We start from the raw sequence: 12654 nt of genomic DNA on the forward strand, positions 1-12654 counted from the left end.
CGGTAACACCCGTTCCAGCCAGTCCAACAGCCGACCGGTCACGCGGGCACCTCCAGGGCGTAGCCGACGCCGTGGACGGTCCGGATCAGGTCGGCGCCGAGCTTGCGGCGCAGCGCCTTGATGTGGCTGTCCACCGTGCGGGTGCCACTCCCGTCGGCCCATCCCCACACGTCGGCGAGCAGGCGTTCCCGGGGCAGCACCGTGCGGGGCCGCCCGGCGAGGTGGACCAGCAGGTCGAACTCCGTCGGCGTGAGGTGCACATCCGCGCCGGCCCGACGGACCCGCCGCTCGGCCTCGTTGATCTCGATGTCGCCGAGGTGGATCGCGGGCGGCGTCGGGGTGGCGGCCCGCTCCACCCGCCGCAGCAGGACGTGCACCCGCGCGGCCAGCTCTCGCATCGAGAAGGGCTTGGTGAGGTAGTCGTCCGCGCCGACCGCGAGCCCCACCAGCAGGTCGGTCTCGTCGTCCCGGGCGGTGAGCATCAGCACCGGCACCGGCCGGTCGGCCTGGATCCGGCGGCACACCTCCAGGCCGTCGAAGCCGGGCAACATCACGTCGAGGACGACGAGATCCGGCTGGCCGCTGCGGAACTGCGTGACGGCGCTGGGCCCGTCCGCCGCGACCTGCACCGTGAAACCCTCGGCCCGCAGGCGGGCGGCGATGGAATCGGCGATGGTCCGTTCGTCCTCGACCACCAGTATCCGGCGTTCCTTCATGGGTCCCGACTGTAGGGAGCCGCCGTGGAGATCAGTGGGTCGCGTTGTGAACAACCTGTGGAGAACCGCTCGTGCCTGTGGATAACTCTGGCGCCAGGCCGCCTGGTGTGCGGGAACTTTCGAGGCTCGTTGTGGACGACCGACTGAGCTGTCAGGGTGGTCCGGTAGAGAGGAGGTGTGACGGTGACCAACCCCGCCCGGCCCGGCTGGGGCGACGCCTGGACGGTGGACGACCTCCAGAGCTTCCCCGAGGACGACCAGGTCTACGAGATCTTCGACGGGAGCCTGCTCGTGTCCCCCCATGCGGACGTCTTCCACGGCGCGGTCGCCAACCGCCTCCGCCGGATCCTCGACCGGCAGGCCCCCGCCGGTGTGCTCGTCGGCCAGGACATCGGCGTCAGTGCGAAGCGCTCGTCATACTTCGTGCCTGACCTCTTCGTCGCCAGCGAGAGCGCACTGGACAGCGGCGGTGCCGCGCTCGACCCGGCCGACGTGCTCCTCGTCGTCGAGGTGATCTCGCCGAGCAACGCGGGCCGGGACCTGGTGCTCAAACGTCACGAGTACGCGTCCGCCGGAATTCCCCTCTACTGGCTGGTCGAGCCCCGTAAGCAGACCTTGACCGTGCTGGTGAACGGCACCGGTGGTTACCGCGAGCAGGCGGTTCTCCCGGTCGACGAGGTCTACCGCACCGAGCAGCCGTTCCCCCTCGCCCTTTCGCTGGCCGACATCTTCTGACCCGTCGCGCGGAACCTTTCCCGCCGCCCAGGAGTGGGACTGGTGAAGAGGGGTGGTGAGGGTGTTCGAGGGCGATCTGATTGGTGATCTCTACACCGGCTGTTTCCGACGCCTGGTGGTCCAGCTCTACGCGGTGACTGGCGATCTGGGCGAGGCGCAGGAGGCGGTCCAGGAGGCGTTCACCAGGGCGGTGGCGGCACCCGGTCGGCTCGCCCGCCTCGACAACCCGGAGGCGTGGCTGCGTCGGGTCGCGGTGAACGTCGCCCGTAGTCGGCACCGGCGGCGGCGGGTGTTGGACGGGCTGCTGCGTCGGATCGGCCCGCCGCCGGAGGTCGCCGACCGCTCGCCCGAGCACCTGGCGCTGCTCGCCGCGTTGCGCGAACTGCCTCAGGGGCAGCGCCACGCGCTGGCCCTGCACTACCTGGTCGACCTGCCGGTCGACGAGGTGGCCGCGACGCTCGGCGTTTCGACGGGCACGGTGAAGTCCCGCCTCTCCCGAGGTCGGCAGGCACTGAAAGCGCTGCTCACCGACTCAGAGATCAGCGAGAGCATGAACATCGGGAGGATCGATGTCCAAACGTGAGTTCACCGGCTTCGACGTCGACACCGTCGCCGACGCGGTGCGCCAGCCACCCCTGGACGACATGCGGACGGTAGCGCGGGCCCGGCGTCGGCGGCGTACCAGCGGGGTGGCGCTGGTTCTGGTTGTCGCCGTGGCCGGCGTGGCGATGCTGCCACTGTTCGGCAATGCCGGCCGGGAGGGCTGGACTGGTCCGGACCAGCCGCCGGTCAGACCGGACCGCAGTGGCCAGCTCTTCCTGACCGGGCCGGACTCGGCAGTCCTCGCCGGGGTGCGGGACGCCGACGAGGGTTGCTTCACGGTGTGGTTCCGGAACACCGACGACGGCGGGCGGAGCTGGACCGACGACGAGATGACCCGTTATCGGACCACCAGTCAATGCGGACCGGATGAACAGGGAAATCCGCTGGGCAACCCGGAGTTCTCGGTGCTGAGTCAGCGCTCCTACCTGGTCCGGGACGGTGACCAGCTCCTGCTCTCCACCGACTACGGCCGTACCTGGCGGGACGCCGAGCAGGCCGTGGTGACGGTGCCGGCCTTTCCGGCGAGGGCGCAGCCGGTCTTCTGTCAGTGGGGCCAGGGCTGCGGGGCGCTACGGGAACCGTTGGCGGTCTCGTCGACCGGGACGGTCTACCGGCTCGGAGGCAAGCCGCCGTCGCCCTATCCACCCGCGATCATCTATCCGAGCGCGGACGGAACTATCTGGGCGACCTACTGGCCGGGTGACATCGGCGTCATGGTGGTGGCCCGGAGCGTGGACCGGGGAGCCACCTGGACAACCTGGCAGCCGCCCGAGAGGGCGGACGTGATCGCGCTAGCCGGGGTCAGCGCGCGGGAGGCGTACCTGTTGATCGGGCCACCACCACCGGCCGGTGCCCAGCCGACGGAGGTCGAGGGCACGGCACAACTGCTGCGTACCACGGACGGGGGGCGAACCTGGGCGGACATGGGCACCGACCTGCCCAACTCATTGGAGAACCGGTTCCTCGTCGTCGGCTCGGACGGGTCCCTGCTGCTCGTCGAGACGGGAAACACAGAGCCCTCCCGCAACACGTCCAAGGCCATGATTGGCCTGGATGCCGGGCGACACTTCAAGACGGTCCGCGAGTACGACCGACGCGACGGAGGCGTCGGTGCCGCGCCCGGATACGCCTGGCTCTACGGCCGGGACGACCTGGCGGTTGGTGGCGCGGACCACGTGCAGTTGACTGGCGACGGCACCGCCTGGACGCGCTTTCCGCTCCCGGACTGAGCGCACACATTTCTTCGGGTACGAAACGGGGCCGGTGGCACAGTGCCACCGGCCCCGCCTCGTCGAACCGTCAGCTGGTCGGTACGACCAGGTCCACTGACATGCTGCCGCTGGCCGGGACGGTGAACCGCGCCAGCTTGCGGGTGCCGTCCGGCTGGGTCACCAGGTAGCGACCGTCGAACTCCTTCGCACCGAGCGAGACGTTGTAGGTGAAGAAGACCTTCTGCGGCCCCTTGAGGCGGAAGCTGAACTGCCCGTTGGTCATCCAGATGTTGCCCGCGATGTCGCCGGTGTCGACGTTGCGGGCGATGACGAACCCATCGGTGAAGGGGGTGCCGTCCGGCGTACGGAAGGTGCCTGTCAACTGGACGCCCTGGTCGAGTTGGACGTTGTTGGTGGCTGCCGTTCCGGCGGTGACCGTCACCGGAGTGGCGGTGAAGCGGCTGGGCTTGTCGCCGGACCACTCGCTCGCGTACGGGTAGGCGCCGACCACCACCGGCCAGGCGTACGGGCCGAGCCGGCTGAGGGTGTAGACGCCGTGCTCGTCGGTGGTGGCGTCCTGCGCCCCGACCCCGGGGTGGCCGGTCAGCACCGACACTAGGGCGTCCGGGACCGGCTTGCCGGCCGTGCCGGTGACCGTGCCGGTGACCGTGCCGGCCCGGTCCAGCTTGACCTGCGGCCCGGAGACGACCTGGCCGGCGGTCGCGGTGACAGCGATCGCCTCCCGCTCGTCACCGGTGCCGCCGTTGGCGCCCACCCACTGACGACCGTAGGTGTCCGCCTGCGGCACTGCGAAGAGCTTGTAGCTGCCGGCGGCGAGCGGTCCAACCTGGATCCGGCCGGCGCGGTCGCTGCAGTCGCCGTAACCGTCCTTGAGCGCGGCCTGCTTGGGCAGGAAGGTGTCCAGGCAGACGTCCGCAACCGGTGCACCGCTCTGCCGATCCACGATCGTGGTGCTGATGACCGCGCCGGGCCGCAGCTTCGCGGTCACGTTGGTGTCGCGGTCCGCCTTGACCCGCACCCCGCTCACCTCGCGGCTGAAGTGGAGCCGGTCCGGTGCGTTCAGGTAGATGGTGTGGCTGCCCTGCGGCAGGTCGGTGACGGTCACCGAGCCGGTGCCCCTGCTGCACAGTGACTCGACGCAGAAGTCGGCGACAGGTGCTCCGGTGACCGAGTCGACAGCCTTCACGGTGACCGAACCGGTGCCGAGCAGGCTGTCCGTGATCCTCGTCTGCTGCCCGCCGCGTACCTCGACGCGGTCGGCGTCCATGGAGGTCAACTTGCCGCGGTAGTACTGCTGGCGATCACCGGCGTACACGCCGACCAGGTAGGAACCCGGGAGTAGTTGCGCGGAGAACTCACCGTTCGCGTCGGTCTGCGTGTACGCCCCGGTGGAGCCGTTGCCGGTGGAGATGCTGACCTGGGCGTCGGTGAGCGGGGCACCGGCGGCAGTGGTGAACCGACCGCTTAGGGTGCCCGCGGGCAGCGCTGTGTCGTTGACCGTGATCGCCTCACCCGCCTTCACCTCGAAGACCGTGGCGCTCTCCTGGTCGGTCTTTCCGGGTACGTACTGCAGCTGGGAGGAGCCCTCGATCGGCCCGAAGCTCACGACGTAGCGGCCTGGCCGGGTGGAGATGGTGAATCGACCCTGGTCGTCAGTGAGATTCCCGGCCGTGCCGTCCGTCTCGACCTCGCGGGCTTCGACGTACAGGTTGGGCAGGGGTGCACCGGCGGTGTTGACAAGCTGGCCGGTGATGGTGCCGGCGGGGAAGAGCTGGTCATCGGCCTTGGCGGTGCCACCAGCGGTGACGGTGACCGGCGTGGCGTCCCAGATCGTCGCCTGCTGGCGGTAGAACTGCCCAGGCTGCTCGGGCGGGAAATAGCCCAGCAGGTACGCGCCTACGGGCAGATCGGCGACGGTGTAGTTGCCGTCGGCGTCGGTGCTGGCGTTGCCGACCCAGTCGTAGGTCTCCGACTCGTAGACCTGTACCCGGACCTCGGCGGCGGGGGTGCCGGTGCTGGTGGTCAGGTGTCCGCTGACCGCACCGGTGGCCGCAGCCTGGGCCGGAGTGGCGCCGGGCAGCACGAGTGCCGCCACGACGGCACCGGCCAGCAGGGCGCGGCGGGTTGGGAATAGCTGCATTGATGTCCCTTGTGAGGGTGGTGGGGCGACTAGAGCAGGCTTCGCCCACACCGACCCTGCGCCCCGTACGGGAATCGGCATCAGGAGAATAGGCCACCGGCGATGTCCGTCGGCAGGGCCGGTCGGGCGGACCTGAACGACCGGTCATCCCTCCTCAGCGGACTGTCACTCCAGGCCGACGCGCTCCGGGCGGGCCGAGGCGGAGCCGAGCCAGGTGTGCGGGTTGCCGTACCAGCACCAGCCCAGCTTCGGTGCCCCCTGGCTGATCCAGAGCGCCGGCACCCGCTTGTCGCCGCATCGGGAACCGACGAGCGAGAAGCACCTGTTGCTCGCCAGTGCGGCCGGGTGCAGCGTGACGAAGGCGAGACCCTCGTCGATGGTGAGTGGCAGCCGGCCCTGGGCGGTGATCCCCTCCATGGCGGCAGCCGGGGCCAGATTGCGGAACTCCTCGCCCCGGTCGACGTCGAAGAGCAGGTACGCCGGCCCGGTCGGCACCTCCAGCTCCTTGATCGGGTCGAAGCGCGGCAGGTCGTCGTCGGCGTAGTTGCGGTCGAGGACGCCGGGCTTGCGCTTGCCGGCCAGGTTGGTGAGCCCCAGCCGCTCCACCACCCCGATCAGGTCCCGGGTGATGACAAGCAGGAACGGCACCCGGGCGTCGGTGGGGGCGGGCAGATCGGCGGTGCCCTCGATCGCCCTGGCCCGCAGCGGCGCGACCAGGTCGCGGAAGGCGGGCTCGGGCAGCCCCGCCAGCGCGGGGTAGCCGAGTTGCACCAGGTGGTCGAGTTGACTGTCGAACTCGGTGGCGGCGTCGAACACGGCGGCTCCATTCGTCAATTGACAACGTACCGTACGACGTACGGGCAGGCGCGCTTATTCCCGCCGTGTCGGTGCGACAGTGCTTGTCGGCAGGAGAGCCGGGTCAGCGGCCCCAGTCCTGCTTCGCCGCCCGGACCAGCTTGTCCTTCAGCTCCCGGGTGTGCCGCCGGCTCACCGGCAGCTCGGTGGCGTCGATCACCACGACGTAACCGGAGTTGACCAGCCGCAGCTCGGCGATCAACTTCAGCTGCACCAGGTACGACCGGTGCACCCGGACGAAACCGGCGTCGGCCCACCGCTCCGCCAGCGTGGCCAGCGAAACCCGCACCAGGTGCGACCCGTCCGCCGTGTGTAACCGGGCGTAGTCGCCCTGCGCCTCCACCCACCGCACCGCCGAGCGGGGCAGCATCCGGGTGGTGCCGGCCAACTCGATGGGAATGGTCGGGTCCTCCTCCGCGCGGGCCAGCGCCGCCGGATGCGACGGCACCACCCGCGACCCGATCACCCGCCGCAGCGACTCGGCCAACCGGTCGGCACGAACCGGCTTGCGGACGTAGTCGGTGGCACCCAGGTCGAAGGCGTCCACCGCGCCGTCGTCGTACGCGGTGACGAAGACGATCGCCGGTGGCCGGGCGAACCGGCGCAGCACCCGGGCCAACTCCATCCCGTCCAGGCCCGGCATCCGGATGTCCAGGAAGACCACGTCCACGTCGCCATCCCGCAGGAGCCGCAACGCCTCCGTCGCGTCCCCGGCGGTGTGCAGCCGGGCCACCCGCGGATCGGCCCGCAGGTGGTACGCCAGCTCGTCGAGCGCGGGCGGCTCGTCGTCCACCGCCAGGACCCGCAGAAATCCGGACCCGTTCACCGCACCCGTCCCGGTTCGCTCGCTCACGACCCCGCCCGTACGCCGGGGTGGAACTTCGGCACCCGCATGCTCACCTTCGTGCCCGAGCCCAGCCCCGTCTCCACCACCAGGCCGAACCGGTCCCCGAAGACCGACCGCAGCCGCTCGTCGACGTTGGAGAGGCCGACGTGCTGACCGGGGTCGTCGCCCGGGTCGACCGTGCCCCGGGCCAGCTCGGCGATGCCGGCGGTCAGCGTGGTCGGGTCCATCCCCACTCCGTCGTCCTCCACCGTGATGTGGCATTCGGCGCCCGCGTCCCGGGCCTCGATGCTCACCATGCCCGTGCCCGGCTTGCGGGACAACCCGTGGCGGACGGCGTTCTCCACAAGCGGCTGAAGGCAGAGGAACGGCAACGTCACAGGCAGCACCTCCGGGGCGATCTGCAACCGCACCTGCAACCGGTCGCCGAACCGGGCCCGCTCGATCGTCAGGTAACGGTCGATCGAGCGCAGCTCCTCGGCGAGGGTGGTGAACTCCCCGTGCGCCCGGAACGAGTACCTGGTGAACTCCGCGAACTCCAGGATCAGCTCCCGGGCCCGCTCCGGGTCGGTGCGGACGAACGAGCCGATGGCGGTCAGCGCGTTGTAGATGAAGTGCGGGCTGATCTGCGCCCGCAACGCGCGGATCTCGGCACGGGCCAGCCGCTCCCGCGACGAGTCCAGCTCGGCCAGGGCGAGCTGGTTGCCGGCCCAGTGCGCGGTCTCCAGGGTGGCCTGCACCAACCCCGGGGCAGGCGGGCTGTCGGCGATCGCCACCAGCGCGCCGACCACCCGGCCGTCCGCCCCCTGCAACGGCGCGACCACCGCCCCCCGGATCGGGCAGTCGACCCGGTCGCAGTGCAGCTCCTGCTCGCCGAGCACCGTCGACCGCCCGGTGTCCACCGTCCGCCGGGCCGCCGCGAGCAGTTGGTCGCCGTGGTGCGTGCCCCGCCCGTCGAGGGCCAGCAGCCGGTCGACGTCGGTGAGGGCCAGGCCGACCGCGCCCACCAGGGCCCGGAGATGACGTACGGCCTTCGCCGCGCCCGCCGCGCTCAGCCCCGCCCGCAGCGGCTCGGCGGCCAGGCCGGCGGTGTGCAGCACCTCGTAGGTGGCCCGCTGGGTGGCGGTGGCGATGCCCCGGCGGGCCCGCAGCCGCAGCACCGCCAGCAGGGCGGCGGTCAACGCGGTGACGAGTGATACGACGCCGACCACGGCGGAGAGGTTGGCGCCCACGCAGTGATCCTTGCCCCTGGGAGCCGGTGCGCCAAGACCCTAGTACGCGCCCTTGCGGGCGAGCACCACTCCGACAGTGCGCCACAGGATGCTCAGGTCGTACGCCAACGACCAGTTGTCGACGTAGTAGAGGTCCAACCGGACCGACTCGTCCCAGGACAGGTCGGAGCGGCCCGAGACCTGCCACAGGCCGGTCATGCCGGGGCGGACCAGCAGCCGCCGGCGTACGTCACCCAGGAAGTCGCCGTCGTCGGCCGGCAGCGGGCGTGGCCCGACCAGCGACATCTCCCCCCAGAGCACGTTGATCAGCTGCGGCAGCTCGTCCAGTGACGAGGCGCGCAGGAAGCCGCCCACCGGGAAGACCCGGGGGTCCTGCTTCATCTTGAACAGCATGCCGTCGGTCTCGTTCCGGTCGACCAGACTGGCCAGCCGATCCTCGGCGTCGACATACATGGTCCGGAACTTCCACACCCGGAACGTGCGCCCCTCGTGCCCCACCCGGGGCTGGCGGAAGAAGACCGGCCCACGATCGGAGATCCGGATCGCCAGGGCGATGGCCAGGAAGAGCGGGACCAGCAGCAGCAGGCCGAGGCCGGCGGCGACGCGGTCCATCAGGTTCTTGGCCAGCAGCGCCGGCCCGGAGAGGGTCGGCTCTTCGACGTACAGCAGCGGCAGGCCCTCGATCGGGCGGATGTGCACCCGGGGGCCGGCGATGTCGGTCAGCTGCGGGGCGACCACCAGGTCGACACCGGAGCCTTCCAGCTGCCAGGCCAGCCGGCGCAGCTCACCCGGCTCGGCGCTGGCGGACCCGCAGACGGCGATGGTGTCCCCGCCGACCTCCCGGACCAGGGCCAGGACGTCCCGCCCGGCGTATATCGGCACCGGGGTCGGCATTCCCCGAGCCGCCGCGTACCCGTCGGTGATGTGGATGGCGACGGGCACCAGCCCGGCGTTCGGGTTGCGGGTGACCGCCGCGTAGACCTCCAGGCACTCGGGCAGGGTGCCGACCAGCACCATCCGGTGGGCGGCCTGGCCGGCCCGCCGCCGGATGTAGTGCAGCGCCCAGCGGGCCACGAAACGACCCCAGAGGATCAGCAGCGTCGCACCGACCAGCGCCGTGCCCACGGTGAACCGGGAGAGGTGGGTCACTGTGGAGAAGGCGAGGAACGAGACACTCGCGGCCACCGTCACCGAGGCCCGGATCACCCGCTTGAACTCGTCCGGGCCGAGCCCCAGGTAGCGCCGGTCGTAGGCCCGGTTGCTCCAGAGGATCACCACCCAGCCGAGCGGCAGCAGCAGGTACGAGACGGTGTGGAACCAGGTCGGGTCCTGCTGGGTGCCGGAGAACCCGGAGGCGGCCTGGTCGAACAGCTGGATCGCGATCCAACTGGCGAACGCCGCCGCGCCGAAGTCGAGCAGCAGCAGGACGGCGATGTACGGGCGGTGCCAGCGGGAGACCCGGCGACGCGACCTGGTCCACGCCGACCGGGGGACGCCGTTGTGAGACGGCGGCGTCGGCGGCTGGATCTCGAAGCTGTCGACGTGCCGCACGAGTCTGCTCCGGCCTTCGTTGGTTACCGGGCGCTGGAGGCTTGCCGTCACCTCACCCATGTCCTCCCGCATGACGCGGGCCGCTCACTCGGCGTGAGGGCCCGGGTCGCCCACCGTCCCAGTCTCCCACGCGGGCTCCGACCGGTCGCCGCCCCGAAGGAGATTGGCGAGCGATGGTGCCGGTGCGATCTGGCCGGCTCCGCACCATTTCAGAAGCCGGGGACCGGGCCACTATACCGATGGATGCGCGCGTGGCGAGAACGGCGGACCGGAGCTTCCGCTCAGCGTGGGCGATTCCGCTGCGTAGTCGCCGAGTGGAATTACTCACCGTACGAGTCTGGACAACCGTCGGTCAGCTAGGGGCTTCCCGCCGGTCTGGCACGACGGGCAATATTGGAGGCTGGAATCGGCGAACGAAACCTCACGCACGGTGTCCCCGCACACCGGGCAGGGCAGCCCGGCACGGGCGTGCACCTTCAGCCCGGAGCGCTTCTCGCCCTTCAGTTCCGCGGCCCGCTGACCGAGGGACCGTTCGACAGCGTCGCCGAGGACCTGCCGGGTGGCCGCGTGCAGGGTGGCGATCTGGGCGTCGGTGAGCCGATCGGTGATCGCGAACGGGGACAGCTTCGCGGCGTGCAGGATCTCGTCGGAATAGGCGTTGCCCACCCCGGACAGCACCGACTGGTCGGTCAGCACCCCCTTGACCTGCCCCCGCCGGCTGCGCAGTCGCTCCGCGAAGGTGGGTAGGTCGGCGGCGAGCGCGTCCGGGCCCAGCTTGACCACCCCGGGCACCGCCGCCAGGTCGGTCACCAGGTACGCGGCCAGCTTCTTCTGGGTGCCGGCCTCGGTGAGGTCGAAGCCGGAGCCGTCGTCCAGGCGTACGCGCAGCGCGATCGGACCCTTGCCGGGACGCAGCGGCGTGGTGGCCGGGAATGCCTCCCGGTAGTGCAGCCAGCCCGCCCGGGCCAGGTGCACCACCAGGTGCAGGTCGCCCTCGAAGAGCACGTCGAGGAACTTGCCGTGCCGGCTGGCGTCGACCACCGCCCGACCGGCGACCGCTGTCGGTGCCGGTTCGTACGTCTTCAGGGCGCTGATCGCGGCGATCTCCAGCCGATCGACGCGCCGGCCCACCGCGCGCTGTCGCAGATAACCCGCGAGCGCCTCAACCTCCGGTAGTTCGGGCACGACTCAACGGTAGCCTTCTTTCCCGTGAGAATCGTCGTGGCGCACAACCGGTACCGGGAAGCCCAACCCTCCGGCGAGAACACCATCGTCGACTCGGAGATCGCTCAGCTCACCGCCGCTGGCGTCGAGGTGCTGCCCTTCATCCGGAGTTCGGACGAGATCCCGTCGATGTCGAAGGCGGCGAAGGCTCTGCTGCCGATCTCGCCGATCTGGGCTCCGCGCGCCCAGCACGACCTGAGCCGGCTGCTCACCGAGCATCGGCCGGACGTTCTGCACCTGCACAACCCGTACCCCCTGCTGTCGCCCTGGGTGGTGCGGACGGCGCACCGCCACGGCGTGCCGGTGGTGCAGACGGTGCACAACTACCGGCAGGTCTGCTCGTCGGGGATCTACTTCCGGGACGGCGTGATCTGTCAGGACTGCAAGGGTCGGGCGCTGGGTGTGCCGGCGATCAGGCATCGCTGCTACCGCGACTCGGCGGCGCAGAGCGCGTTGATGGCGACCACCCTGGCCGTGCACCGGGGGACCTGGCGGTCGGTGGATCGGTACGTGGCGCTCACCTCGGCCATCGCCGACCACCTCCGCGATTACGGCATTCCGGACGAACGGGTCGTGGTGAAGCCGAATTCCGTCCCCGACCCGGGCCGGCCGACCCCAATCGGCGACGGATTCGTCTACCTGGCCCGGCTCTCGCCGGAAAAGGGCGTCGACCTGCTGTTGAACGCCTGGCGGCAACACCCGGTGGGTGCCCTGGGCACGCTCCGCGTGGCGGGCGACGGTGAGCTGCGCCCGCTGGTGGAGGCCGCCGCCGCCGAGCGACCCGACGTGGTCTACCTCGGTCAGCTCGACCGGGCCGGGGTGCGGGCGGCGGTCGAGGCGAGCGCCGTGGTGATCGCCGCCTCCATGTGGCACGACGTGCTGCCGACCGTGATCATCGAGGCGTTGGCGAGTGGCCGGCCGGTGCTCGGCACGGCGTTGGGCGGCATTCCGTACCTGGTCGGAGCCGACGCCCCGCACGAGCCCGCCGGCACCGGCCCGGCCGCTGTCGCCTCCGCCGTCGTCGGGGGCGGGTCGCCCATGCCCGCTGGCATCGGTCTCGGCGAGGCCGGCTGGGTGGTCGCACCGGAAGTGGCAGCGCTGGCCGCCGCCCTACCGGTCGCCCGAGCCGGTGCGGCCGGACTGGCCCCGGCCGCCCGCGCCCGCTACGAGCGCACCTTCCACCCCGACGTGGTGACCAAGCAACTCATCGACATCTACGCGGGCCTGGCCCGAACCCCCAACCACGTCTGAACCCCGCCCGCACCGGAACCACCCGCGCTGGTCCTGTCGCGCCGCCGGGCTTGCCCGACGCAGGGGGCTCGTCAAGATCGCGCTCGATCCAGGAGGTCGCGCCGTGGCTGGCGAGCGGCGCGCAGGCCCGGGGCCCTGGATCAGGTGGGGACCGATGCAGTGGCCCTCGCGAGGACCCGGGCGCCATGATCGGCGCAACATCAGGGATGTTGGTGCCTCCCCGGCGTCGGAGGCAGCAACATCCCGGTAGTTGCGCGGATCTTATGGCGCG

At 70.9% G+C, this 12654-nt stretch carries 11 protein-coding genes; 4 read left to right on the plus strand and 7 right to left on the minus strand.

What is annotated here, in order from left to right; all coding sequences use genetic code 11:
- Nucleotides 1–38: 38 nt before the first annotated feature.
- Nucleotides 39–716, minus strand: a complete 678-nt coding sequence (locus ABZU25_RS20580) for a response regulator transcription factor (RefSeq protein WP_355030954.1) — start codon at nt 714–716, stop codon at nt 39–41.
- A gap of 183 nt (nt 717–899) precedes the next feature.
- Here ABZU25_RS20580 and ABZU25_RS20585 point away from each other — a divergent pair, with 183 nt between their 5' ends.
- From ABZU25_RS20585 to ABZU25_RS20595, 3 genes are read left to right on the plus strand one after another with little or no spacing between them, the layout of a single operon-like run.
- Complete coding sequence (locus tag ABZU25_RS20585; RefSeq protein ID WP_355030955.1) at nt 900–1451, plus strand: Uma2 family endonuclease; 552 nt, start codon at nt 900–902, stop codon at nt 1449–1451.
- 55 nt (nt 1452–1506) lie between these two features.
- Nucleotides 1507–2034 carry a sigma-70 family RNA polymerase sigma factor gene (locus ABZU25_RS20590; protein WP_355030956.1) on the plus strand — a complete coding sequence of 176 codons (528 nt, stop codon included), beginning with the start codon at nt 1507–1509 and terminating at the stop codon, nt 2032–2034.
- Entirely contained in the window at nt 2021–3283 is a 1263-nt protein-coding gene (locus tag ABZU25_RS20595; RefSeq protein ID WP_355030957.1) for a hypothetical protein, read from the plus strand. The genes ABZU25_RS20590 and ABZU25_RS20595 overlap by 14 nt, the downstream gene beginning before the upstream one ends.
- Before the next feature lie 70 nt (nt 3284–3353).
- On the opposite strand, the gene ABZU25_RS20600 is transcribed toward ABZU25_RS20595, so the two are convergent.
- The 6 genes from ABZU25_RS20600 to ABZU25_RS20625 form a co-directional block, all read right to left on the minus strand.
- Nucleotides 3354–5426 (minus strand): carboxypeptidase regulatory-like domain-containing protein, encoded by a 2073-nt coding sequence (locus tag ABZU25_RS20600; protein ID WP_355030958.1) that lies wholly within the window; start codon nt 5424–5426, stop codon nt 3354–3356.
- 165 nt (nt 5427–5591) lie between these two features.
- The gene (locus tag ABZU25_RS20605; protein WP_355030959.1) at nt 5592–6242 is read right to left on the minus strand and encodes a DUF5701 family protein; all 651 of its coding nucleotides are present in this window, start codon (nt 6240–6242) and stop codon (nt 5592–5594) included.
- A 103-nt stretch (nt 6243–6345) separates the two neighbouring features.
- Entirely contained in the window at nt 6346–7107 is a 762-nt protein-coding gene (locus ABZU25_RS20610; protein WP_355031026.1) for a LytTR family DNA-binding domain-containing protein, read from the minus strand.
- A 23-nt stretch (nt 7108–7130) separates the two neighbouring features.
- A complete protein-coding gene (locus ABZU25_RS20615) occupies nt 7131–8357 on the minus strand; it encodes a histidine kinase (protein ID WP_355030960.1) in 1227 nt (408 codons plus the stop codon).
- A 39-nt stretch (nt 8358–8396) separates the two neighbouring features.
- Nucleotides 8397–9968 (minus strand): sugar transferase, encoded by a 1572-nt coding sequence (locus tag ABZU25_RS20620; protein ID WP_355031027.1) that lies wholly within the window; start codon nt 9966–9968, stop codon nt 8397–8399.
- Nucleotides 9969–10232: 264 nt separating this feature from the next.
- Complete coding sequence (locus tag ABZU25_RS20625) at nt 10233–11093, minus strand: DNA-formamidopyrimidine glycosylase family protein (protein ID WP_355030961.1); 861 nt, start codon at nt 11091–11093, stop codon at nt 10233–10235.
- Between the two features lie 24 nt (nt 11094–11117).
- Between ABZU25_RS20625 and ABZU25_RS20630 the strand changes: the two genes are divergently transcribed.
- Nucleotides 11118–12383, plus strand: coding sequence for a glycosyltransferase (locus ABZU25_RS20630; protein ID WP_355030962.1), 1266 nt, complete (start codon nt 11118–11120; stop codon nt 12381–12383).
- Nucleotides 12384–12654 lie beyond the last annotated feature (271 nt).

The organism is Micromonospora sp. NPDC005215, from assembly GCF_040607915.1.
In the GTDB taxonomy this organism is placed as follows: Bacteria; Actinomycetota; Actinomycetes; order Mycobacteriales; family Micromonosporaceae; genus Micromonospora.

Excerpts from the sequence above, each read along its gene's own strand:
- ABZU25_RS20620 (WP_355031027.1), bottom strand. The coding sequence starts at position 9,968 with ATGGGTGAGGTGACGGCAAGCCTCCAGCGCCCGGTAACCAACGAAGGC.
- ABZU25_RS20600 (WP_355030958.1), bottom strand. The coding sequence starts at position 5,426 with ATGCAGCTATTCCCAACCCGCCGCGCCCTGCTGGCCGGTGCCGTCGTG.
- ABZU25_RS20580 (WP_355030954.1), bottom strand. The coding sequence starts at position 716 with ATGAAGGAACGCCGGATACTGGTGGTCGAGGACGAACGGACCATCGCC.
- ABZU25_RS20595 (WP_355030957.1), top strand. The coding sequence starts at position 2,021 with ATGTCCAAACGTGAGTTCACCGGCTTCGACGTCGACACCGTCGCCGAC.